The sequence below is a fragment of the Neorhizobium sp. BT27B genome (genome assembly GCF_050455485.1).
Classification (GTDB): domain Bacteria; phylum Pseudomonadota; class Alphaproteobacteria; order Rhizobiales; family Rhizobiaceae; genus Neorhizobium.
Genome location: NZ_JBCIYT010000003.1, coordinates 453,106 through 474,674 on the forward strand (window position 1 = coordinate 453,106; position 21,569 = coordinate 474,674).

The 21,569-nt window shown below is 60.1% G+C and carries 23 protein-coding genes and 1 tRNA gene; 12 read left to right on the forward strand and 12 right to left on the reverse strand.

Annotated features, from left to right (window positions below):
* Positions 1–2: 2 nt before the first annotated feature.
* From AAIH70_RS10855 to AAIH70_RS10890, 8 genes are all read left to right on the forward strand, one after another.
* Positions 3–1,697 carry an ABC transporter permease gene (locus AAIH70_RS10855; RefSeq protein ID WP_132272244.1) on the forward strand — a complete coding sequence of 565 codons (1,695 nt, stop codon included), beginning with the start codon at positions 3–5 and terminating at the stop codon, positions 1,695–1,697.
* Positions 1,685–2,713, forward strand: coding sequence for an ABC transporter ATP-binding protein (locus tag AAIH70_RS10860; protein WP_132272245.1), 1,029 nt, complete (start codon positions 1,685–1,687; stop codon positions 2,711–2,713). Before AAIH70_RS10855 ends, AAIH70_RS10860 begins: the two co-directional genes overlap by 13 nt.
* 57 nt (positions 2,714–2,770) lie before the next feature.
* Entirely contained in the window at positions 2,771–3,880 is a 1,110-nt protein-coding gene (locus AAIH70_RS10865) for an endonuclease/exonuclease/phosphatase family protein (RefSeq protein WP_132272246.1), read from the forward strand.
* The gene (locus tag AAIH70_RS10870; RefSeq protein WP_132272247.1) at positions 3,877–4,611 is read left to right on the forward strand and encodes an NUDIX hydrolase; all 735 of its coding nucleotides are present in this window, start codon (positions 3,877–3,879) and stop codon (positions 4,609–4,611) included. The genes AAIH70_RS10865 and AAIH70_RS10870 overlap by 4 nt, the downstream gene beginning before the upstream one ends.
* Positions 4,612–4,681: 70 nt before the next feature.
* The gene (locus AAIH70_RS10875) at positions 4,682–5,599 is read left to right on the forward strand and encodes a PhzF family phenazine biosynthesis protein (protein ID WP_132272248.1); all 918 of its coding nucleotides are present in this window, start codon (positions 4,682–4,684) and stop codon (positions 5,597–5,599) included.
* 151 nt (positions 5,600–5,750) lie between these two features.
* Complete coding sequence (locus AAIH70_RS10880; RefSeq protein WP_132272249.1) at positions 5,751–5,954, forward strand: hypothetical protein; 204 nt, start codon at positions 5,751–5,753, stop codon at positions 5,952–5,954.
* A 125-nt stretch (positions 5,955–6,079) separates the two neighbouring features.
* The gene (locus AAIH70_RS10885; protein WP_132272250.1) at positions 6,080–6,298 is read left to right on the forward strand and encodes a hypothetical protein; all 219 of its coding nucleotides are present in this window, start codon (positions 6,080–6,082) and stop codon (positions 6,296–6,298) included.
* A 145-nt stretch (positions 6,299–6,443) separates the two neighbouring features.
* The gene (locus tag AAIH70_RS10890) at positions 6,444–7,397 is read left to right on the forward strand and encodes an NAD(P)H-dependent flavin oxidoreductase (RefSeq protein ID WP_132272251.1); all 954 of its coding nucleotides are present in this window, start codon (positions 6,444–6,446) and stop codon (positions 7,395–7,397) included.
* Between the two features lie 7 nt (positions 7,398–7,404).
* On the opposite strand, the gene AAIH70_RS10895 is transcribed toward AAIH70_RS10890, so the two are convergent.
* From AAIH70_RS10895 to AAIH70_RS10935, 9 genes are all read right to left on the reverse strand, one after another.
* On the reverse strand, positions 7,405–8,661 hold the full coding sequence (locus AAIH70_RS10895; RefSeq protein ID WP_132272252.1) for a glycerate kinase type-2 family protein: 1,257 nt from the start codon (positions 8,659–8,661) through the stop codon (positions 7,405–7,407).
* Positions 8,662–8,738: 77 nt separating this feature from the next.
* On the reverse strand, positions 8,739–9,842 hold the full coding sequence (locus AAIH70_RS10900) for a pyridoxal-phosphate-dependent aminotransferase family protein (RefSeq protein WP_132272253.1): 1,104 nt from the start codon (positions 9,840–9,842) through the stop codon (positions 8,739–8,741).
* A complete protein-coding gene (locus AAIH70_RS10905) occupies positions 9,832–10,653 on the reverse strand; it encodes an ATP-binding cassette domain-containing protein (protein ID WP_132272254.1) in 822 nt (273 codons plus the stop codon). The genes AAIH70_RS10900 and AAIH70_RS10905 overlap by 11 nt, the downstream gene beginning before the upstream one ends.
* A complete protein-coding gene (locus AAIH70_RS10910; RefSeq protein WP_132272255.1) occupies positions 10,650–11,429 on the reverse strand; it encodes an ABC transporter ATP-binding protein in 780 nt (259 codons plus the stop codon). The genes AAIH70_RS10905 and AAIH70_RS10910 overlap by 4 nt, the downstream gene beginning before the upstream one ends.
* Complete coding sequence (locus AAIH70_RS10915) at positions 11,426–12,265, reverse strand: ABC transporter permease (RefSeq protein WP_430034210.1); 840 nt, start codon at positions 12,263–12,265, stop codon at positions 11,426–11,428. The genes AAIH70_RS10910 and AAIH70_RS10915 overlap by 4 nt, the downstream gene beginning before the upstream one ends.
* 17 nt (positions 12,266–12,282) lie before the next feature.
* Complete coding sequence (locus AAIH70_RS10920; protein WP_132272257.1) at positions 12,283–13,272, reverse strand: ABC transporter permease; 990 nt, start codon at positions 13,270–13,272, stop codon at positions 12,283–12,285.
* Between the two features lie 46 nt (positions 13,273–13,318).
* Complete coding sequence (locus AAIH70_RS10925) at positions 13,319–14,929, reverse strand: ABC transporter substrate-binding protein (RefSeq protein WP_132272258.1); 1,611 nt, start codon at positions 14,927–14,929, stop codon at positions 13,319–13,321.
* A 401-nt stretch (positions 14,930–15,330) separates the two neighbouring features.
* Positions 15,331–15,567, reverse strand: a complete 237-nt coding sequence (locus AAIH70_RS10930) for a CrpP-related protein (protein WP_132272259.1) — start codon at positions 15,565–15,567, stop codon at positions 15,331–15,333.
* A 97-nt stretch (positions 15,568–15,664) separates the two neighbouring features.
* On the reverse strand, positions 15,665–16,384 hold the full coding sequence (locus AAIH70_RS10935; RefSeq protein WP_132272260.1) for a Crp/Fnr family transcriptional regulator: 720 nt from the start codon (positions 16,382–16,384) through the stop codon (positions 15,665–15,667).
* Positions 16,385–16,506: 122 nt separating this feature from the next.
* Here AAIH70_RS10935 and AAIH70_RS10940 point away from each other — a divergent pair, with 122 nt between their 5' ends.
* A complete protein-coding gene (locus AAIH70_RS10940) occupies positions 16,507–16,758 on the forward strand; it encodes a DUF6894 family protein (RefSeq protein ID WP_132272261.1) in 252 nt (83 codons plus the stop codon).
* Between the two features lie 104 nt (positions 16,759–16,862).
* On the opposite strand, the gene AAIH70_RS10945 is transcribed toward AAIH70_RS10940, so the two are convergent.
* Both AAIH70_RS10945 and AAIH70_RS10950 read right to left on the reverse strand, forming a co-directional pair.
* A tRNA-Lys gene (locus tag AAIH70_RS10945) sits at positions 16,863–16,938 on the reverse strand.
* A gap of 139 nt (positions 16,939–17,077) precedes the next feature.
* Entirely contained in the window at positions 17,078–17,272 is a 195-nt protein-coding gene (locus AAIH70_RS10950; RefSeq protein WP_132272262.1) for a hypothetical protein, read from the reverse strand.
* Between the two features lie 131 nt (positions 17,273–17,403).
* Here AAIH70_RS10950 and AAIH70_RS10955 point away from each other — a divergent pair, with 131 nt between their 5' ends.
* Together AAIH70_RS10955 and AAIH70_RS10960 are read left to right on the forward strand one after the other, a co-directional pair.
* Positions 17,404–17,913 carry a heme-degrading domain-containing protein gene (locus tag AAIH70_RS10955; RefSeq protein WP_132272263.1) on the forward strand — a complete coding sequence of 170 codons (510 nt, stop codon included), beginning with the start codon at positions 17,404–17,406 and terminating at the stop codon, positions 17,911–17,913.
* An 11-nt stretch (positions 17,914–17,924) separates the two neighbouring features.
* Positions 17,925–18,479 carry a DUF924 family protein gene (locus AAIH70_RS10960; protein WP_430034032.1) on the forward strand — a complete coding sequence of 185 codons (555 nt, stop codon included), beginning with the start codon at positions 17,925–17,927 and terminating at the stop codon, positions 18,477–18,479.
* A gap of 17 nt (positions 18,480–18,496) precedes the next feature.
* Here the strand turns inward: AAIH70_RS10960 and AAIH70_RS10965 are convergent, their stop codons facing one another.
* The gene (locus tag AAIH70_RS10965) at positions 18,497–18,748 is read right to left on the reverse strand and encodes a GlsB/YeaQ/YmgE family stress response membrane protein (protein ID WP_132272265.1); all 252 of its coding nucleotides are present in this window, start codon (positions 18,746–18,748) and stop codon (positions 18,497–18,499) included.
* Positions 18,749–18,958: 210 nt separating this feature from the next.
* Here AAIH70_RS10965 and AAIH70_RS10970 point away from each other — a divergent pair, with 210 nt between their 5' ends.
* On the forward strand, positions 18,959–21,505 hold the full coding sequence (locus tag AAIH70_RS10970; protein WP_245519076.1) for a mechanosensitive ion channel domain-containing protein: 2,547 nt from the start codon (positions 18,959–18,961) through the stop codon (positions 21,503–21,505).
* Positions 21,506–21,569: the final 64 nt, after the last annotated feature.

Here is a 21,569-nt window from a genome sequence, read left to right on the forward strand (position 1 = left end):
TGATGTTCCGATCTCAGAATCGAGGAAACAGCCAGCCCCGCTGGCTGTTTTCCTTTGTCGTCATGGTGATCTTCTTCCTCAGCGTTTTGCCGCTGGGAAGACTGGCCATGACCGGCATTTCATCTGCCTTCGATGGCGGTGCACGTGAACTCCTGTCCGATCCGGCCGTGTGGCAGGCGGTGTATGACACGCTCACCACGTCCTTCCTCGGCATGATTGCGGCCGTCATCCTCGGTGGTGGTTTTGCGCTGCTGCTGACGCTGTTCGATGTGCGCGGCAAAACCGCCCTCGGTTTTCTCTTCATGCTGCCGACGATGATCCCGCCGCAGGTGACGGCGCTTGCCTGGATCGGCATGACCGGACCTTCGAGTGCGCTTCTGAAAGCGATCGGTATGGCGCCAGCGCTCGGCAGCCCGCAGCCGCTTTATTCGATCGGCGGCATCGCGCTTCTCTATGGCGTGCAGAACGCGCCGCTCGTTTTCCTGTCGTTGCGCGCCGGCCTGCTGGCGTTGCCGCGTGACGGTGTGGAGGCCGCAAGGCTGTCCGGCGCTTCGTCCTGGCAGGTTCTGAAGGATGTCATTCTGCCTTTGTCTCTGCCGGGCTTCGTGGCGGGCGCGGCAATTGCCTTCGTGTCCTGCGTCGGCAATTTTGGCATTCCCGCCATTCTCGGCATTCCGGCATCGATCTACACGCTGCCGACGCTGATCTACTCGAAATTCGCGGCCTTCGGACCGGGCACATTCGGCGACGTGTCGCTGCTTTCCGGCCTGATCGCCATTCTGTCGGTGATCGGCCTGACGGTCGAGGAGCGGGTGTTGCGTGGCCGCGATTACCGCGTCATCGGGCTTTCGGGGCAGGTGGCGATGTTCCGTCTCGGCAACTGGCGGCTGCTGGGCGAACTGGTTCTGTGGCTGCTGATCTTCATCATGCTAGTCATGCCGCTGACGGCATTGATCGCAAGCTCGCTGGCGCCGGCCTATGGTGTGCCGCTGACGCCGGCCACCGCGACGCTCGACGCCTATCGCGAAGTTCTGTTCAAACAGGCGATCACCCGTACGGCCTTCGTCAATTCGGTGTTCCTGTCGCTGGCAACGGCGGTCGGCCTTCTCGTGGTGACGGTCCTGACGGGCTATTATCTCGTGCGCTCGAAAAGCCGACTGGCGCCTGTTCTATCGGCGCTGGCGGAAATTCCCTATGCGCTGCCGGGTATCGTTCTGGCCGTAGCGCTGATCCTGGTTTTCGCCGCACCGATCCCGATCATCGGCATTTCCATCTACGGCACGATCTGGATCATCCTGATCGCTTACTTCTCGAGCTTCTTCGCGGTCAGCCTGAAACCGGTGGTGAGTGCCTTCCGTCAGCTCGATCCATCACTGGAAGAGGCGGCTCGCCTTTCCGGTGCCGGTTTCGGGCGGCGACTGATCGATATCGTCGTGCCGCTGGTGGCACCGGCGGCGGGTGCGTCGGTCATTCTCGTCTTTCTCATTGCCTGCAACGAGCTCACCGTGTCTGCCATTCTCTGGTCGGCCGGCACGCAGACGCTCGGCGTGGCGATTTACAATCTCGATGATAGCGGCAGTTTCAACCTCGCTGCAGCGCTTTCCGTCCTCGTTGTGATCATGGTGATTGCGATGATGCTGGTGCTGGAACTGATGGCCAAGAAACTTCCGAAAGGTGTGGTACCGTGGCGAAGCTGATCCTCAACCGCCTTTCCAAGGCATTCGAAACCGGCGGCCGTCCGGCCGTCAACGACGTGTCGCTGGAGGTCCGTGATGGCGGTTTTCTGGCTTTGCTCGGCCCATCCGGCTGCGGCAAGACCACGGTGTTGCGCATGATCGCCGGCTTCGAGCAACCCACCGATGGTGCGATCCTTCTGGGTGACCGGGTGCTCGCCGATGCCGGCGAGATGGTGGCGCCGGAACATCGCAACATGGCGATGGTGTTCCAGTCCTACGCATTGTGGCCGCACATGAGCGTGGCGGACAATGTCGGATATCCGCTCAAGGTGCGTGGCATTTCAGGCAACAAGAAAAAAGCCAAGGTGCGCGAGGCGCTCAACGCCGTGCGGCTCGAAGCCTATGCCGATCGTCGTCCGGCCGATCTGTCCGGCGGCCAGCGGCAGCGCGTCGCACTTGCGCGCTGCCTTGTCACCGAACCGGATGTGGTTCTGCTCGACGAACCGCTTGCCAATCTCGACCGGCATCTGCGCCAGGAGATGGAAGAGACTTTTCGCGAGTTCCATGCGCGTTCGGGCGCGACGATGATCTACGTCACCCACGATCAGGCCGAAGCCATGGCGCTTGCGACCGACGTGGCGGTGATGTCGGAAGGCAAGCTGCTGCAGGTGGCAAGCCCTCAGGAAATCTACGCGCGGCCGGAAGGGCGCCTGGTCGGCGGGCTGGTCGGGCAGGGCGCAATACTGAAATGGCCGGCGGCATCCGCGAAAAACCGGTTGCTCGACTGGGAGAATTTGCAGCAACTACTGAGCAGTTCGGATTCCGCCGAATGCGCCGACATCCTCGTGCGTCCGCAGGATGTCGAGATCAGCGGTGAAGGCATGCCCGCGACCGTCACATCGGTGCTGTTCGAAGGAGAACGTTACGCGCTGAAGCTGACGCTCGGCGACGAGCAGATATTGCGGGCCTTCAGCCGGCAGCCGGTGCAGGTGGGCGACAAGGTCTCCATCATCCTGCGATCCGCCTGGAGGCTCTGACAGGTAGCCAGCCACATTTCAGGTGGCTAAGGTGCCGACTGCAATAGGGAAATATCGATGTCTCTTCGCCTCGGCACCTTCAATATCGAAAACCTGATGACACGCTTCGATTTCACAGGCTGGCGTAACCGGCTGCGTCAGGACCGCGTGTTGCAACTGTTCGAGGTTGGCAGCAAGGAAGTTTACGAACAACTTGAACAGGCGCGGCTGATTGCCGAGACCGACGATACCCGTCAGCTTTCGGCGCTTGCCATCGCCGATGCAGATGCCGACATCCTCTGCCTGCAGGAGGTCGACAACATGCCGGCCCTGCAGGCGTTCGAATACGGTTATCTCTACCGTATGGTCGGCAACGGTTATCTCCAGAAGTTTCTGGTCGAGGGCAATGACGGGCGCGGCATCGATGTTGCCGTGCTGATGCGCGAGGAGACGCGTTCGGGTCAGAAGATCGAGGTCGTCGATGTGCGCAGCCACGCCATGCTGACCTATCAGGATCTCGATCTCTTCAACGATGAACTGGCGCTGATCAACAAACCAACCGACAAGATTTTCAAACGTGACTGCCTGGAACTGGAGCTGAAAATCGGGGGCAAGCCGTTTTCGCTCTACGTCGTTCACTTCAAATCGATGGGCAATGCCCGCGATAACAGGGATGGTCGGCTGGGGACGATGGCAGTCCGCGCCGCCGAGGCGAAGGCAGTTCGTCTCATTATCGAAAAGCATTTGGGCAAAGACGGCGCGCGCACCGGCAACTTCGCCATTTGCGGCGACATGAACGATTATCAGGAGCGTGTGAAAGTCATCGGCACCCGTCGCAGCGGCTATCAGTTCGAGCCGGTGCGCGAGGAGGTGAGTGCGCTCGATGTGTTCAGTCACGACGGATTCGCCGAAAATGTCATGTCACGGCGTGACGTCATGGACCGCTGGACGCTCTACCATGCGCGTGGGCCACAGGAGCAGCATCTCTGCCAGCTGGACTATATCTGGCTGTCATCGGCGCTCGCTGCCGCCAATCCATCCGCCGTGCCCGACATTATCCGAAATGGCCAGCCGTTTCGCACCGTGTTTCCACCGGGGCAGGAGGTCGAGCGCTTTCCGCGCGTCGGCTGGGACCGGCCAAAAGCCTCCGATCATTGCCCCGTAGTTCTGGAGTTCGACCTGATATGACGATCAAGCCCGACGGCATCTGGCCGCCGCCCGCCAATCCTGTCCGGATCGATGCGGTCGAACTGCACATGGCTGAGGGACCGCATCCCGTTTTCACGGCGAACCGGCAGGCGATCGAGGAAAACTGGCAGGTGGAGGCCGCAGCCAATCCCTACCTCTTCAACGGCGACATGGTCTTGCAACGACATCTGGCCTTCGACGATGGCGTGATCCGGGGTGTCGCGCATGTGATCCCCTATTCGACACTGCTCTGGTGGCGCAAACAACCTCATCCCGATGGCGCACTGCATCTGTTCGGCTTTGCGGTGCTGGTATCATCCGATGGCGCCATCATCGCCATCCGCATGAGCGAGCGCACGGCCAATCCGGGGCAGGTCTATTGCGCAGCCGGTTCGCTGGACCTTAGCGACATCGTCGATGGCAAGCTCGACCTTGTCGGCAACATGCGCCGCGAGGTGCGCGAGGAAACCAGCCTTGATCTCGATGAGGCACTGGCCGATCGACATTTTTATGCCAGCCATGCCGATAACCGCATCGTCGTTTTCCGCTTCTACCGGTTTTCCGTGACGGCCGACGAGATGGTCGCGCGGATCGAAAACCACATGCTGCACGATAGCGAGCAGGAGATCGAAGGCGTCGTCGTCATTCGATCGGCGGCGCGGGAGCCCCATCGCTATAACCCGCTGATGTACCCGATCCTCGACATGTTTTTCGGCTCTATGGACAATTGAACAAACAGGGTTGCGTCGCGAAAAACGGTGGGGCAGTTTGGCGCCATCGATATCGACAGAGAGGTTCGCTGTGGCTCGCCGCTATGCCATCTACGACGTTTTCACCGAGAAGCGACTTGCGGGAAATCCGCTGGCAGTCATCTTCGATGGCGACGGTCTCTCCGACGAGGCGATGCAGGCGATAGCCAAGGAAATGAACCTCTCCGAAACCGTGTTCGTGCAACTGGCGGACAATCCGGCTCATGCGGCGCGTCTGCGTATCTTTACGCCCGGCAAGGAACTGCCGTTTGCGGGCCACCCGACGGTTGGCAGCGCAGTCGCTTTGACCGAGCTTGAGCGTGGAACGAATGCCGGCGACGTCGATCTCGTCTGCATGATCGAGGAAAAAATCGGGCCGGTTCGCTGCGCGGTGAGGCTGCGCAAGGGGGCGGTCGGTTTTGCCGAGTTCGACCTGCCGCGCAAACCGAGCCGGATCGAGCTGCCGCTCGATCTTCAGGGGCTTGCCGATGCGCTCAGTGTGCAGGTGAGCGAGCTGGCCTTTGAAAACCATGTGCCTTCCATCTGGAGCGCCGGTGTGCCGTTCCTGATGTTGCCGCTGCGCAATATCGCTGCCGTGCAGAACATGGAATTCGACGTCACGCTTTGGGAAAAGGCGGCGCCTTTCGTGGAAGGGGCGCTGGCGTCTGCCTATGTCTATTGTCGCGGCGGCACGCATCATCAGGCCAAATTTCACGCCCGGATGTTTTCACCCGATATGGGAATAGCCGAGGATCCGGCAACCGGTGGCGCCGTGGCTGCTCTGGCCGGTGCGATCCGCCATTTCGATGCGCTGCCGGATGGTCATCACCCCGTTTTGATCGAACAGGGTGTAGAGATGGGCCGCCCTTCCTACATTTACCTGCATATCGACGTCAAAGATGGTGAGATCGGCCGTGCCCGTATCGGCGGACACGCGGTGAAGGTCGCTGAAGGCTCGTTGATCCTCTGAACAGGTACCGTCGACAGCTTCCGATTCGTAATGGGACACGTTTTCAACTTTTAGTGTAAGTGTTTGCGAAAACTTCGTAAAAATATTTGAGCGAATTGGGAACAAAGCCATGTCCCAGCCGTTTTGAGGCGTTCGACGGAGACGCGGAAAAATGACGACGGCAATTGTTGAGGTGGCGGTGAAAAACGGTGACAAGCGGATCGCGCTTGGCATCATGGATATCGTTCATGCGACTGTATCCGAGCACGGCAGCCTCGAATTTTCCAATCCATGTCGAGAGAACCGTGTCGGGGCGAGCGACCTGCCGCCTTTTATCGGGCGCGGCCGGTTCGTGCCTCTTTTCGACCGGAACTGAGATTCCCATCTAGCTGGAAAAGAAAACGCCGGCGGGTTTTATTCCGCCGAGCATGGTTTCGGCGTGAGGAGCGTCGGCGCCGGTTACAAACCTCGAATATGCGTAGGCATGACTTAGGAGTTGAAATGATCAGAAGCGAAAAGAGGCGAAGCGAGGAGCCTCTGGATTCGAATGATCTGCTGCGATGCCAGCAGGTATTCGAGGAGCTGAAGCGAGATTTTGGTGATGTCGAGGATGCCGAGGAGGTCAATCGACTGGCTGCCATTACCATAGAGCTCTATCGACAAGGCGTGCGCCGCAAGGACCAGCTGCGCACCATGGTGGCCGCCGCCCGCGGGCGCTGAGCCGGCCTGAAGTACGCGTTTGTTGCCAACATTTTTATCGTCATTCAGCGCCGGTGAACCTCTCCACCGGCTGCTTGCGGTTCGGGCATGGCGCCTTATAACGGTTGGCGGGAAAACATGGTCCTTGCGACCGGGAGGAGAATGAATGCCGCTGCCGAAGATTTTCGAGAGCCTGCGACTGCCAGCCATTGCCGCGCCGATGTTTCTGGCGTCCGGGCCAGATCTCGTCGTTGAAGTCTGCCGTTCCGGTCTGGTCGGCACGTTTCCGGCATTGAACCAGCGCACGACCGAAGGGTTTGTCGAGTGGCTCACCGAGATCAAGTCCCGACTTTCAGCGGTTCCGAATGCGGCACCCTATGGCGTCAACCTGATCGTTCACCGCTCCAATCCGCGGCTGGAACCGGATCTCCAGAAAATCGTCGAACACAAGGTACCACTGATCATCACCTCGCTCGGCGCCGTGCCCGATGTCGTCAAAGCCGTGCACTCCTATGGGGGCCTTGTCTTTCACGACGTCATCAGCCGTCGCCACGCGGAAAAGGCTGCTGAGGCCGGTGTGGATGGCATCATTGCCGTCACGGCAGGCGCTGGTGGTCACGCCGGTACACTCAGCCCGTTTGCGCTGATCCCGGAAATTCGTTCCTTCTTCGATGGCACGATCCTTCTGTCCGGCGCCACCAGCACCGGTGCGCAGATCGCGGCTGCACGCGTGATGGGAGCCGACATGGCCTATCTCGGCACGCGTTTTCTGGCGACGAAGGAAGCGACGATCAGCGAGGAACAGAAACGCATGACGGTGGATGCAAAGGCCGCCGACATCTTTTACACGCCGGCCATTTCAGGTGTTGCTGCAAACTTCCTGCGGCCAAGCCTTGTCGCGGCCGGGCTTGATCCCGACAATCTCGTCAACCATGGCGCAATGGATCTCGGCAATGAGGCGAAGGCCTGGAAGACCGTGTGGTCGGCCGGGCAGGGCGTTGCCTCGCTCAAGGATGTGCCGGGTGCCGCAGAACTCTGCGAGCGGCTGATCGCGGAATACGCGCAGGCGATGGCGCAGGCGGGCGCTGATCCGTTCGCGGCGAAGGCGACCTCTATCTGATGCCGTTTCAGCGGATGAGGATGGCGCGGAAATCGTTGACATTGGTGCCGCTCGGGCCGGTCACGAAAAGGTCGTCGATCGCGTCAAAGGCGGAATAGCTGTCATTGCCGTCGAGCAGTTTTCTCGGGTCGAGGTTTTCGGCCCGAAGGCGGCGGATTGTCGTGCCGTCGCAGAAAGCGCCGGCATTGCTTTCCGAGCCGTCGACGCCGTCGGTATCGGCTGCCAGCACGTCGATATCGAAACCGTCGATGGCGAGCGCCATGGCAAGCGCAAATTCGCCGTTGCGTCCGCCGCGACCGCCCTTGCTTCGAAGCGTGACAGTGGTTTCTCCGCCCGATAGCAGCACGACCGGCTTGGTGAAGGGGCGGTCACGTGTGGCGATCTCACGCGAGATTGCGGCATGCACCTGGGCGACGTCTCGTGCTTCACCTTCCATCTCATCGGACAGGATGGCGGCTTCGATGCCTTCGTTTCTCGCAGCAGCGGCCGCAGCCTCCAGCGACACCGCTGCCGAGGCAACGATGTGGTGGCTGTGATCGGCAAAGACCGGATCATCCGGGTGCGGTGCATCTGCCCGCTCCGAGTTGAGATGATCAAGTGCTGCCTGTGGCAGGGCGAGCCTGTACTGGCGGACGATATCGAGTGCGTCGTGGCGGGTTGAGCTGTCCGGCACCGTCGGGCCGGAGGCGACATGGGCCGGGTTATCGCCGGGAATGTCGGAGACGATGAGGCTGACGACGCGGGCACGTGTTGCGGCTGCCAGCCGGCCGCCCTTGATGGTCGACAGATGTTTGCGCACGACATTCATGGCAGCGATCGGCGCGCCTGAGGCAAGCAGCATTTCATTGAGAGCGATCTCGTCGTCAAGTGTCAGGCCTTCCGGGGGTGCCGGCAACAGCGCCGAGCCGCCGCCGCAGATCAGCGCGATCACGAGATCATCAGGCGTGAGGCCGGAAATCGTCTCGACCAGGCGCTTTGATGCGGCAAGCCCGGCAGCGTCAGGCACGGGGTGGGCGGCTTCGATCACCTCGATCTTCTCGGTTTCACAGCCATAACCGTAACGCGTCACCACGACGCCGGAGAGCGGCTCTTGCCACAGCGTTTCCAGCGCCTGCGCCATCTGCGCCGCACCCTTGCCTGCTCCGATCACCACGGTTCGGTCCTTGGGCTTTTGCGGCAGGTGCGCGCGAATGCCTTCAAGCGGATCGGCGGCGCGCACGGCGGCATCAAACAGCGAGGCGAGGAAAGCGCGGGGTTCGAACATGGCGGTCTCCGTGTGTGTTCTGTCAGCTTTCCTGTCACGAAAATCAGGCTGCCGAAAGACGTATTTCGATGATCCGTTTATCCGCGGCTTTCTGCATAACAGTCGGCGATGGCGCTGCTGGCTGCGCCAAGATCGACCTTGTGTCCCGCCATGATCAAGGCCATGCCATAGGCCGAAACCGCACCCAGCACGACGTCGAAGCGGGCAAGTTGGCCGGTATGGGTGAGCCGGACGAGCTTTTCCGCACCCGGACCTACGCCGGTTGCAAGCGGCTGGCCGAGATGTGCGACGCTGGTTATCAACGTTTCCGGTGAAAGGCCGTCGGGCACTTCCACAGCCGTCACGAGATTGGAAGCGGTATCCGCTGCCGCCCAAGCGGGCGCCCCCAGCGCGGCAAGTCCCGCGCGGGTCGCTTTGGCGGCGAGCGTGTGCCGGGCGATCACGGCATCCATCCCCTCGGCCTCCACGCGATCCAGTGCGGCGTCCAGCGCATGCCATTCCAGATTGACGGTGGTGCCGGCAAGCGGGCCGCGACCATTGTCGATCCAGAGTTTTAGATCCGACAGTGACAGGATGGAATTGACCGGTCCTTGCGGCTTCTCAATCCGCTCCCATGCGGCGGGGCTGATGGACAGGGCGGAAAGGCCAGCCGGACCCGCCAGCGCCTTCTGCGGGCCGATGACGGCGATATCGATGCCGAGGGTATCGACGTCGAGATCATGGCCGCCGACCGATGCAACGGCATCGACTATGGTGATGAGGCCGTGCGCTCGGGCCATAGCCATGATGTCCGCCAGCGGGTTGCAGATGCCGCTTGCCGATTCCGCATGCACCAGCGACAGCACGCTGGCATCCGGGTGTGCCGCCATGGCGGCTGCGACGGCGTCGATGCCGATGGCACGGGCGGCCATCGCGGTGACATCGATGACCTCGCCACCTGCGCGTCGCATCCATTCGCCGAACCACTGCCCATAGGGGCTGGTGACGATGTTGATCGCCTTCACGCCGGGGCGCATGATGCTCGTGGCGGCGGCCTCAAGTGCGACTACGGCCTCGGCCTGTACCATCACCAAGTCATTGCGGGTGTTCATGAGGGCGGCAAGGCGGTCGGCGATCACGGCATAACGATTTCCGGGGAAGGCCGGTATGTCGAGAAAGGGGCTCCAGCGGTCAAGGCTCATGGGTCGGTTCACTTTTCTGCATCGTGTTTGTCGGGCGTCCGCCGGGTGTCAGGCGCGGTACCGCCGCAATCAGCGCGCGGCCGGCCGCCGACGATGGATGGTTGATGATATCAGTCGTATTTCCGGTTTCGACGATCCTGCCGGCATCCATGATCGCAAGCCGGTGAGACACGGCGCGCAGAACGGCGAGATCATGCGAGATGAACAGATAGGAGATGCCGTTTTCGCGCTGCAACTCGACCAGCAGTTCAAGAATGCGGTTGCGCAATTGCACGTCGAGGGCCGACACGGCCTCATCGAGCACGACAAGCGACGGTCGGGAGGCGATGGCGCGGGCGATGGCCACTCGCTGGCGCTGGCCACCGGAGAGTTCGCGCACCGGCCGCGTGGCATGGGCCGATGACAGGCCGACGCGTTCCAGAAGTCGGGCAATTTCGGAAGAACGTTCAGCTTTTGCGACGATGCCATGGATGCGAAGCGGATCGCCGAGTGCGTCGTTGACGGTGGCGCTTGGGTGGAAGGCGCCGAGTATGTCCTGAAACACCATCTGTATGCGGCCGCGGCGGTGGCGCAGGTCGCTGCCCTTGAGAGAAAGCCAGTCGCTGCCCTCAAAGGTTATCCCGCCCGCATCCGGTTCGATCAGGCGTAGCAGCAGCCGGGCCAGCGTGGATTTACCGCTTCCCGATGCACCGGCAATGCCGAGCGTTTCGCCAGTGCCGAGAGAAAATGACAGGCCATCGACGGCGGCGACATCTCGCTCAGCCGACACAAAACGTTTTCTCAAGTTCTCGACGGAGAGCAGGGTCTTCATCGGCGCTGCCCGCCGATCAAGGGGGCAGATGTGAGGTCGAAATGTCCCGCCAGCAGGTTCCGCGTGTCGTCGCTTTTCGGATCGGCCAGGATGTCGGACACCGGTCCGATCTCGACAAGTCGGCCATCCTTCAAGACGGCGATACGGTCGGCGAGATTGGAGGCGAGTGCGATATCGTGCGTGACGAAAATGAGCGTCATCGCCGCCTCGCTGACAAGGCGATCCAGCAGGGCGGTAATCTCCGCCTGAACGACGGTGTCGAGCGCGCTGGTCGCCTCATCGGCAATCAGGATCGACGGGCGGCTGGCGATCGCGGCGGCAATGGCGACACGCTGGCGCTGGCCGCCGGAGAGCTGGCGCGGATAGGCGCGCATGACTGCTGACGGGTTGGGTATACGAACATGATCCAGCAGCATTTCTGCATGCGCATAGGCTGCCTTCCAGCTCATACCGAGATGTCTTTTCGCCCCCTCCGCCACCTGTTCGCCGATGCGCAGGACTGGGTTGAGGCTGGCCGACGAATCCTGAAAGACGAAGCCGATATCGCGGCCGGGCCGCGGTGCCCGTTCGGACGACCATTGAATGTCGCCATCCCTGACTGCGTTGTCCGGCAATAGGCCCGCGAGTGCGCGTGCAAACGTGCTTTTGCCCGATCCGCTTTCGCCGACGATGGCAAGGCGTTCACCGCCGATGAGGTCAAGCGAGACGTGGGTGAGAGCTGTGTTGTGACGGTAGCGAACCGACAGATCGGTGATACGGCAGAGCGGTTCGGTCATGGGGCCGCTCCGTTCCGCAGTTTGCCTTGCATTGCCGGACCGTCGCCGGCCAGCGCTTTCGCCAGACCTTCGCTGAGCAGGTATACGCCGACGACCGTGATGATCAGGGCAAGGCCGGGCAGGATCGAAAGCCACGGCGAGGAGCGCAGGACATTGCGGCCCTCGGCGATCATCGAACCCCAGGTGACGCTGTTCGGATCCCCAAGGCCGAGGAAGGAAAGGGCAGCTTCGGTGAGAATGGCGGCAGCGACCAGTGTCGCCGATATCGCCAGAACCGGTGGCAGGGCTTGAGGCAGGATCTGTCTCACCGCGATCTCGGCGGGATGCATGCCGATCACCTTTGCCGCGGCCACGTAATCGCGCTCGCGCAGCGACAGGACCTGCGCACGCGTGAGCCGTGCCGGATCGGCCCAGGCGCCGAGCGTTATCGCCAGCACCACGACCGGCAGGGAGGCACCCATGACGCTGACAAAGGCAAGCGCCAGAAGAAAGCCGGGCACGATCTGAAATGCATCAACCACCCGCATCAGGACTTCATCGACGATCCCGCTGCAAAAGCCCGCAACAAGGCCGACAAGGAGACCCAGAACAATCGCAGCCAGAGCCGCCGCTGCGCCGACCAGCAGCGAAGTTCGGGCACCATGAACGATGCCGGCAGCCACGTCGCGGCCAAGCCTGTCCGTGCCGAGAGGCAGGGCCGGATCAGTGAACGGGGCCACCAGTGCACGGCCCGCGATGCGCAACGGATCTCCCGGCGAAATGGTGGAGGCCATGATGGCAATGCCGATCATGATTGCTAAAATAATAAAGCCGACAGCACCTTCCGGCGTTTTCATGAGCTTGTGAATCAGGTTCAACTGGAGGCCTCCGAGGCGCCGATCCGTGGATCGAAAGCCGCCTGCACAAGATCGACCAGAAGGTTGACGGTGACGACGAGGACGGCACTGACGAGGATGATCCCCATCAGCAGCGGTGCGTCGCGCCCGGTGACCGCTTCCTGTGCGAGCCGGCCAAAACCCGGAATGGCGAATATGCTTTCAATCACCACGCTGCCGCCAAGCATGGCGGCTGCCTGAAGCCCAAGCATGGTGATGAGTGGCAGGGCGGCATTGCGGGCGACGTGCCGCAAAAGCAACCTGGTGCGGGACAGGCCTTTGGCGCGGGCAAACAGCACAAAGTCCAGCTTCCACGCCTCCACCATTCCGGCGCGCATGACGCGCAGGAAAAGTGCTGTGTAAATGAGTGTCAGTGCGCCGACCGGCAAGATCAGGTGACGGGCGATATCCATCAGACGGTACAGGCCCGTCTTGCCGGACGCGATCGTTTCAATGCCGGATGTCGGCAGCCAGCGAAGCTGTACGGCAAACAGCAGGCTCAGCAACAATCCAAGCCAAAAACTCGGGATCGCGTAAAGGATGAGGGAAATTGTCGAAAGCATTATGTCTTTTATGCTTTCCGGCTTTGCGCCAGCGATTATCCCCAGCGTCGAGCCCAGCGCGAAGGACAGGGCGGTCGCGCTGCCCATCAATGCCAGAGTGTTGGGCAGGCGCTCTGCAATCAGATCAATGACGGGGCGTTCGAAAGCGGTCGACCAGCCGAGATCGAGGCGGGCAAGCGCGGTCAGATAAAGCCACAGTCGGGCGGTCAGGGATTGATCGAGGCCATAGGCCTGGCGCAGGCTGGCAGCGACGCCAGCGTCGCCACCGCCGATGGACAGGAGATAGGCATCGACCGCATCGCCCGGCGCCGTTTCCAGCAGCAGAAACGTCAGAATGATGACGATCAGCAGGGCGGGAATACTAGTCAGCAGACGTCGACGGATCAGGCGCAGGGATCTGTTCACGGCAAGACACGCTCCCGCTTCTGCGCCCCGTCGGTGCTTGTCGAGGTCACGGCTGTAGCGCCGTGGTCGCCCAGTTGGAGACCGCCCAGCGCGGATTGTCGGCGATATTCAAAACCCGGTCGCTGGCGACGCTGATGAAACCCCATTCTGCGACGTTGATCAGCGGCAGATCGGTGGCAACGATCTTCTGGAACTCGTTATAGAGTTTTGTCCGTTCGCCGCTGTCGATGGTTGTTGCTGCCTTGGCGATGATGGCGTCCAGTGCCGAGTTGGCATAACCGCCCTGGTTGGAAAAAGGCACGCCGGCCGGTGTGCCGGATTGAACGAGGATGGTCGTCGAGATGGCCGGGTCGCCGCGGAAAACCGGTGGCGCGACGGCGAGATCAAAGTCGTGGTCGGTGTAAACGGCCTTCTGGTGTGCGGCAGAATCGGCGTTGACGATCTGTGCGTCGATGCCGACTGCGGCCAGTGCCTGCCGCAGATAATCGCCGAACTGTCGGGTTTCATTGAAATAGGGTGCGGGGCGCAGTTTCAGCGTGAAGCGTATTCCGTCACTGCCGCGCTTGTAGCCGGCCTCATCGAGCAGGGCTTCGGCTTTTTGCGTGTCGAAAGCGTAGCTGGGCACGTCGGCATCGTAAAATTCCGGCGCGTTTTTCGGAACCGGCCCTGTCGAGGCCGATGCATATCCGAGGAAAATCGTGTCGACGACAAAGTTCCTGTCGATAGCGTGGGCGATCGCCTGGCGCACTTTCGGATCGGCAAGCTCCTTGCGGCGATGATTGATCTCGACCACCAACTGATAGGTGAGCGCTTCATAGCCACGCGACACGATCTTGAGACCCGGCACTTTGGAAATCCGGTCCAGATCGGCGAGCGGCACGGCGGAAAAGGCCGCCAGCTGGATTTCCTCGGCCTCCAGCGCTGCACCGGCGCCGGCGCGATCCGGCAATACTCGGAAGATGATCTCGTCCAGGGAGGGCTGGTCCTTGCCCCAGTATTTCTCGTTGCGGACAAGGCGGTAATATTCACCCGGCTTGTGTTCCGCGAACGTGAAGGGGCCGGTGCCGACCAGTTTCACATTGGCCGGATTGGTGGCGATATCGGTGCCTTCGTAGAGATGTTTTGGAATAACGCTGCTGACGACCGGCAGTGCGTTGCGGATCAGCTGGATCGGTGTCGGTTTCGAAAAACGGAAGACGGCCGTGTGGTCATCCGGCGTATCGACGGCTTCAAGATTGGCGAAAACGATGCGGCCAAGATTTTGCAGCGGCTTCCAGACATTCAGCGCCGAAAATGCCACATCCGCCGAGGTGAAGGGCTTGCCGTCATGCCATGTCACACCTTCGCGCAGCTTGAAGGTGATGCGCAGTCCGTCGCCCGATCCCTCCCAGGCTGTTGCAAGCCGTGGCTGCAGTCCGTCCTTGCCGTCAAACGACGCTTCCGCCAGCGGTTCGATGACCTTGCTGGCGATAAAAAACACACCGTTCGATGCGACGATGGCCGGATTGAGATTTTTGGGCTCAGAGTCTGCCGCAACCACCAATCGTCCACCTGCCGGGGCCTGCTGCGCCGCGAGCAACGCCGGCAAGGCGGTCGAGGCGAGAAGCAGCGACGAAATCTGCAGGATCTGGCGGCGGGAGACGGGTAAAGCGGGCATGGCTATTTCCTGAGCGGCTCTTGGGCACGACGATAACCCAATAATTCATGCCCGGTATCGCTTTTTGAAGCCAAGAAAATCTTTTGATGGATCGCTTCAGAAGATTTCATCCTTCGACCGCCGCATACGGCCTCGATGGATCATGGCGCAATGGTTTATCAAATTGCGCCGGGTTGGCTGATATTGGTACATGTTGATTATCTAATGAAACGACAGGTCAACGTGACGATCATGGTCTGCATTGAAACAGCTGCTCGCATGGCTGTTCTAAAATAAGGGCGGGGCTCACCAAACTCTCTCGAGTAGGGGGTCCGCGAGCCCCTAACCGGCATCATGCCGGCTGCAGTGAGATAGAGAGCATGGTTGCCGATTTCTCAATATCCGGCGGCGTTATCTCCCTGTTAACCTGCTGAGCGGATTAACAATTCGTTAACATCTGTTTCAGGTTGACGCATGCTGTCCTCGATCAGCCAGCCGAACATCCAGGCGTCATATTTCATCTGCCACACCTCCAGTGGTTCACCGGTGGCGTCGGGCTGTCGATCGGGTTTGAGGAGAGGGTGGTCTGAGGCCGCGAGGCCGAGTATGCGCGCATTTAATCCGCGTTCCTGCCAGTCCAGGAGCGTTTCTACAGTCATTCATGATTCCTTTTCGGAATCGTCAACTAGTCGATTTCTGCCATATCGCAACCCTGGAAGTGGATCTGGGCCTGCGGCAAATGGCAAATGCCGGTGACTAACGCGGTTCGGCGTTGAGCGAGAGATAGGTCGGATCGAAGCCGGCTACCGACTGAAGGCGTGGCCAGTCGAGAACGGTAATCGTGTCCTTGGTCCAGGTGATCAGATTTTCACGCCGCAACGCCTGTATCACCCGGTTCATGTGCACGAGCGATATGCCAAGCACATCCGCCATCTCCGACTGCGACAGCGGAAAGTGAAAGGCCCAGCCTTGCGTATGCCCGACGACCTTGAGGCGCAGATAGAGCTCGCAGATCACATGGGCAAGGTGGGAGGTGCGCGACCGGCGGCCCATGGAGACGATCCATTCGCGGTGGATGCCGCCATGGATGAGTGTATCCAGCCAGAGCATGCGCGTCAGGTGCGGCCATTCCTCGGTGATTTTCTTGAGGTCGGGGTAATCGACAAAGGCGACGGTGCAGTTCGACAGTGCCACGATCCCGTGGTCCATGGTTTTGAGCAGGAATGCATGCAGATCGACGAATTCCCCGGCAATATGTATGGCGGTGATCTGGCGTGCGCCTTCCGGCGTCACTTTGTAGCGCGCCGCAAATCCATCCAGCAGCATCGTGCTGGTGTTCGGGCGGGTGCCTTCGGTGACGATGTCTTCGTTGGCAGAAAAACGCTTTTCCCTTCCTGCAATCGATCGCAAAACGTCTTTTTCCGCAGAGGAAAGAGTGTCTCGCTGTTCGAGGTTGAGAAGAAGTGCATCGATCACGGCGTTGTCCCTTGTTCTGGTCGGGGCTTAGAACGCGGATGCCGGGCGATGGTTGCAAATTTTTGCTCGGAACAAATCGCGGCGCCGGTGATTGATTGCGAAATCACAAAGGCTTGCAGATGATGCCCAGATATTTTTTCGACATTCACAATGGTAACGGCCCGAGTCGTGATGACCACGGGATGGAGCTGCCATCGCAAAAACGTATCATGCATGAAATGAGCCGGATATTGCTGGACATCGCTCGCGATGAATTGCCGGGGCAGGAGCGTGGGGATATCTCCATTTTCGTTCGCGACGACACCGGCAAGGAGCTCTGCGCCACGCATCTCAGTTTTCAAACGGAATGGAAACATCGTCCTGAAGAAGGATGATGGTTTCGCATGCGTCAGTGTTGGTGGAAAATGGAAATATGCAGGCGATGTCATCAAGTCGATACAATCGACTTCTACAAGGCTTTCAATTGCTTGAGAGAGTTTGGTGGGTGATGTAGGGCTCGAACCTACGACCCGCTGATTAAGAGTCAGCTGCTCTACCAACTGAGCTAATCACCCGTCCAATCCGTCCCGGTGTTTGGTGTCACCGGCGGTGTGAGGGGGCTTCTAAAGGGCTTCATTCGGCTTGTCTAGCGGCAGAATGAATTTTCTCGAACTTTTTTGAGAGGCGCTGCCCGAGGGTGTGTAAAAGGCCGGATTACGGCCCTGTGCGCTGAGGATTTCCAAAACGTTGCATCAGAAATGCCGTTTCTGTCTGGGGACCGGAAAGCCTGCTCGATTTTCCGAGCGTGGTCGAGCCTGGCTGCCAGGCGATCGATGCGAACAGGATGACCGTGGCCGCATAGGTGGCTGCGATGAGAAATTTGCGGCTTGAAAACGAGGATGTCGACATGGCCTTTCTCCTTTGCTGCCATAACTGCGCAGCCGCATTGAATGTTCCGCTGCGTAACGGAACGGGTTGGTGACTTTACATCGCCCGCCGCAGCCGCCATCAATCGCGCAGACATGAAGGAGGACGCAATCATGGCAATCGAAAACGACCTTTCCCTTATCCTCGAGCAGGAAATGGTACTTCAGTTCGATCGTTTCGATCTCGCAAGTGCCTGGGACCTGGGAAGCAGATTGCGGCAGATGGCTGCTTCTGCCGGTCATCCGGTTGCGATCGACGTACAGATCAACGGCATGCCGGCCTTTTATGCGGCTCTGCCGGGTTCCGTTCCGGATAATGCCCAGTGGATACGCCGCAAACGCAATGTTGCAGCCCGCTTCGGGCATCCGAGCTATGCGATCGGTCTCGGTCTATCGCTGGAAAACCGCACGCTTACGGACAAATACGGGGTTGATCCTGCGGACTATGCCGCTCATGGCGGCAGTTTTCCGATCGTCGTCCGTGGTGTCGGGGCGATCGGGACGGTGACCGTTTCTGGATTGCCGCAACGGGAGGATCACAAGATGGTTGTCGAAGCGATTGCCGGCATGCTGGGGCTGGATAACCAGGCCGTCAATCTCGACGCCGCGCCGGTTATCGTGTGAGGGAAGAGTTCATGACGCTTGGAAAAGACGCTGCCGAAGAGGTTTTGGCATTCTGGTTCGAGGAGCTTGGCGAAAAGGGCTGGTTTCAGCCGCCTGACGGTCTGGACGACACCATCCGCAATCGCTTTGCCGGGCTGCATCTTGAAATGGCGCGCGGCGATCTGTCGGCATTTCATTCCTCGCCGCGTCACCGGCTGGCTGCGATCATCGTGCTCGATCAGTTTCCGCGAAACATGTATCGCGCCACGCCGCTTGCGTTTTCGACCGATTGGCTTGCATTGCGCGAGGCGCGGCTGATGGTGGATGCAGGGCTTGATCGTGAACTCGACGTTCATTCACGTTGTTTCTCGTATCTGCCTTTCGAACACGCGGAGAGCATCGCTGAACAGGACCGGTGCGTGCAGCTGTTTTCGCAGCTCGGCGATGCCAATTATCTCGACTATGCCGAACGGCACCGTGAGGTCATCCGTCAGTTTGGCCGCTTTCCGCATCGCAATGCTTTTGTCGGACGGGAATCGACAAAAGCCGAGCTCGACTATCTGTCGCAGCCCGGCTCCGGTTTTTGATATTCTCTCTGGAACGGCTAGCGCCTGATCGCGCGTCCGACGCCGATCAGGATGCATGCGCCGATAAAGCCGGCGATGAGATAGCCGATCCAGCCGCCCAGCACGATGCCGAAGACGCCGAGGATGGCGTTGGCGATGATGGCGCCGACGATGCCCAGCAGAATATTCATGAACACGCCCATGTCGCTGCGCATGAATTTTTCTGCCAGCCAGCCTGCGATGCCGCCGATGATGATGGCTGCGATCCAGCCGATACCTGCCTGTTCCATGGTGCTTACCCCTGTTGAAATATTGCCGGGGTGAACGCAGCCGTGGCGTCGAGGTTCCAAACTATTCAGCTAAACCCCTCAAAATACAGGATATAGGCGATTGGTTTTTGTCATTCCTTTCCTTCGCCGTGATCTGTGCCTATCTTCCCGCCGATTCTCTGCGCGCGGCGCGGACCAACCCTTGAAGAGACGAGTATTCGCGTGTCCGATATGAGAACGAAAAGCCGCTTTGCCGCGGCCGCACTGATCGCTCTCCAGCTTGGCGCCTTTGCCCTGTCGCCAGCGTTGTCTTCGCCGGCCATGGCGCAGCAGCAGGCTCCGGCTGCGGCACCGGCAGATGCCCAGCAGCCGGCTGCGCCAGTGCCTAACACGCCTGCGCCAGCGCCGGCTGCGCCCGCGGCGGAAGCTCCCGACCCGAATGAGGGTCAGGTCACAGCGGATTCGATCAACGCTAAAATGCGGGCCAATCTGGCGACCATCCGCTCACAGCTCGATACGTTTCAAAAGCGTGTTCAGCAGGATATCGATGACGATGGCAGCCTTGCCGAACTTCGTGTCCGCGCCGAGGAAATCGCAGGCGAAATGCAGGCGACATCGACACGGCTGCAGGATCGCGAAAAACAGATCGGTGACCGTCTGACGGCTCTGGGTGAGGCGCCGAAGGAAGGGCAGCCCGCGGAGCCACCGCTGGTGTCCCAAGAGCGCAACCGGTTGCTGAACGAGCGCGCGGAACTCAACGTCGTGGCTGAAAACGCCACCAGTCTTTCGGAAAGCGCCAATCAGCTCGGCAACACGATCACGACGTTGCGCCGCAACCTGTTTGCCCAGACGCTGTTTCGCCATACCGATATGTCGATGGATCTGTTCGCCGAAGCGGGGCAGGCGACGGTTACTGAAATTTCGAATTTTGCCCGTACGATTTCCGGCTGGTCCGGCTTTGTCTGGAGCTACAAGAAGTACCAGCTGATCGGTGCGCTGGTCCTGTCGCTTGGTGCCGGCCTGCTGTTTCTTCTCGGTGGCTATCGTCTGTTCGGGCGCCTGATCCACCGCAAGGTCGTTGGCGACGAAGCGCCGACCTATCTGCGTCGCCTGTCGGTGGCGTTCTGGTCGACGGTGATCGAGACGATGTCGCTCGCGGCTTTCCTGGTCTCGTCCTACTTCTTCCTTGACGGTTTCAACGTCCTGCGGCCCGACGTGTCGTCGATGATCGCTTCCTTTTTCGGGTTCGTCTGGTTCATCTATTTTGTCTGGCACCTGAGCACATCGGTGCTCGCCCCGTCAGACCCGAACTGGCGACTGGTGCGCGTCACCGATAGTGGCGCACGGCTGTTGACGGCAGCCGTGATTGCCATGGCTGTGGTCAATGGTCTCGATTATATGTTGGGCGCCGTCAGCGAAGCGCTGAACTCTCCGCTGGTCGTCACGATCGCCAAGAGCATCATCGCGGCGTTCGTCATCGGCCTGATCCTTATCGGTGTTTCCTTCGTCAAACCGATCCTCTCGGCGGATGAAGCGTCTGACGGAGAAGGTCATGCATGGCCGCGCGCCGTTCGCATCCTGTTGCGGCTGGCGGGTCTTCTGCTCATTCTTTCTGTCATTGCCGGTTATGTCGGCCTTGCCCGTTTCGGCGCCACGCAGATCGTGTTGACCGGCGCGGTGGTCGTGCTGATCTATATCGGTCTTCTGTCCGGCAAGGCTGTTTCCAAGCAGGGCGCCTTCAAGAATACCTCGGCCGGCAACAAGCTGGCTGAGCGGTTCAAGTTTGGGGATGTCGGGCTCGATCAGACGGGTCTGCTGGCCGGGCTTAGCATCTATGCCTTTGCACTGGTCTTTGGCATTCCGCTGATCCTCATCACCTGGGGATTTCAGCTCACCGACATCGAGTCCTGGGTCTACCAGTTCTTCACACGCATCACGATCGGCAACATCTCGATCTCCATCGTCAGCATTTTCGGCGGTATCCTGCTGTTTGCCGCCGGTTATGTCGTGACAGGCTGGATCCAGAAGTGGATCGACGGCAATGTTATGGCGCGCAGCCAGGTCGATACCGGTGTGCGCAACTCGGTGCGCACCGGTATCGGTTATCTCGGCGTCGGCATGGCGGCGCTGATCGGCGTGTCGGCGGCGGGTATCGATCTCTCAAGTTTTGCGCTTGTCGCTTCGGCACTTTCGGTCGGTATCGGTTTCGGCTTGCAGAACATCGTGTCGAACTTCGTGTCTGGCCTCATCCTTCTGGTCGAGCGGCCGTTCAAGGTCGGTGACCATGTCATCACCGGCACGACCGAAGGCATCGTCAAACGCATTTCGGTGCGCGCCACGGAAATCGAGACATTCCGTAAACAGTCGATCATCGTGCCGAATTCCGAGCTGATCAACGCGCCTGTCGGCAACTGGACCCACAGAAACCGCATCCAGCGCAACGAGATCCCGGTCTCTGCCAGCTATGACGCCGACCCGCAGAAGGTGATCGATATCCTGCTTGGCCTGGTCAAGGAGGTTCCCGAAGTCCTTCGCAATCCGGAGCCACATGTCGAATTCCTGCGCTTCGGTGCGTCCTCGCTGGATTTCGAGCTGCGTTATCATCTGGCGGACATGGATGCGGGCCTGCGTATTCGCAACACGTTGCGTGCCGATATTCTCAAGGCTTTCCGCCAGGCGAATATACACATTCCATTCCCGCAGCAGGAGATCGTGTTACATCGCGGCAAGCCGAACTGGGTTCCGGATAAGGACGAGGACTTGCGTGGCGGTGCCTGATTGAAAGGTTTTCCGGCGCGCAGATTGCAGGCAGCAAGAATAAAAGCGGATCTTTGATTTTTTG

Excerpts from the sequence above, each read along its gene's own strand:
- AAIH70_RS10855 (WP_132272244.1), top strand. The coding sequence starts at position 3 with ATGTTCCGATCTCAGAATCGAGGAAACAGCCAGCCCCGCTGGCTGTTT.
- AAIH70_RS10865 (WP_132272246.1), top strand. The coding sequence starts at position 2,771 with ATGTCTCTTCGCCTCGGCACCTTCAATATCGAAAACCTGATGACACGC.
- AAIH70_RS10870 (WP_132272247.1), top strand. The coding sequence starts at position 3,877 with ATGACGATCAAGCCCGACGGCATCTGGCCGCCGCCCGCCAATCCTGTC.
- AAIH70_RS10880 (WP_132272249.1), top strand. The coding sequence starts at position 5,751 with ATGACGACGGCAATTGTTGAGGTGGCGGTGAAAAACGGTGACAAGCGG.
- AAIH70_RS10885 (WP_132272250.1), top strand. The coding sequence starts at position 6,080 with ATGATCAGAAGCGAAAAGAGGCGAAGCGAGGAGCCTCTGGATTCGAAT.
- AAIH70_RS10890 (WP_132272251.1), top strand. The coding sequence starts at position 6,444 with ATGCCGCTGCCGAAGATTTTCGAGAGCCTGCGACTGCCAGCCATTGCC.
- AAIH70_RS10895 (WP_132272252.1), bottom strand. The coding sequence starts at position 8,661 with ATGTTCGAACCCCGCGCTTTCCTCGCCTCGCTGTTTGATGCCGCCGTG.
- AAIH70_RS10900 (WP_132272253.1), bottom strand. The coding sequence starts at position 9,842 with ATGAGCCTTGACCGCTGGAGCCCCTTTCTCGACATACCGGCCTTCCCC.
- AAIH70_RS10905 (WP_132272254.1), bottom strand. The coding sequence starts at position 10,653 with ATGAAGACCCTGCTCTCCGTCGAGAACTTGAGAAAACGTTTTGTGTCG.
- AAIH70_RS10910 (WP_132272255.1), bottom strand. The coding sequence starts at position 11,429 with ATGACCGAACCGCTCTGCCGTATCACCGATCTGTCGGTTCGCTACCGT.
- AAIH70_RS10915 (WP_430034210.1), bottom strand. The coding sequence starts at position 12,265 with ATGAAAACGCCGGAAGGTGCTGTCGGCTTTATTATTTTAGCAATCATG.
- AAIH70_RS10925 (WP_132272258.1), bottom strand. The coding sequence starts at position 14,929 with ATGCCCGCTTTACCCGTCTCCCGCCGCCAGATCCTGCAGATTTCGTCG.
- AAIH70_RS10930 (WP_132272259.1), bottom strand. The coding sequence starts at position 15,567 with ATGACTGTAGAAACGCTCCTGGACTGGCAGGAACGCGGATTAAATGCG.
- AAIH70_RS10940 (WP_132272261.1), top strand. The coding sequence starts at position 16,507 with ATGCCCAGATATTTTTTCGACATTCACAATGGTAACGGCCCGAGTCGT.
- AAIH70_RS10950 (WP_132272262.1), bottom strand. The coding sequence starts at position 17,272 with ATGTCGACATCCTCGTTTTCAAGCCGCAAATTTCTCATCGCAGCCACC.
- AAIH70_RS10955 (WP_132272263.1), top strand. The coding sequence starts at position 17,404 with ATGGCAATCGAAAACGACCTTTCCCTTATCCTCGAGCAGGAAATGGTA.
- AAIH70_RS10960 (WP_430034032.1), top strand. The coding sequence starts at position 17,925 with ATGACGCTTGGAAAAGACGCTGCCGAAGAGGTTTTGGCATTCTGGTTC.
- AAIH70_RS10965 (WP_132272265.1), bottom strand. The coding sequence starts at position 18,748 with ATGGAACAGGCAGGTATCGGCTGGATCGCAGCCATCATCATCGGCGGC.
- AAIH70_RS10970 (WP_245519076.1), top strand. The coding sequence starts at position 18,959 with ATGAGAACGAAAAGCCGCTTTGCCGCGGCCGCACTGATCGCTCTCCAG.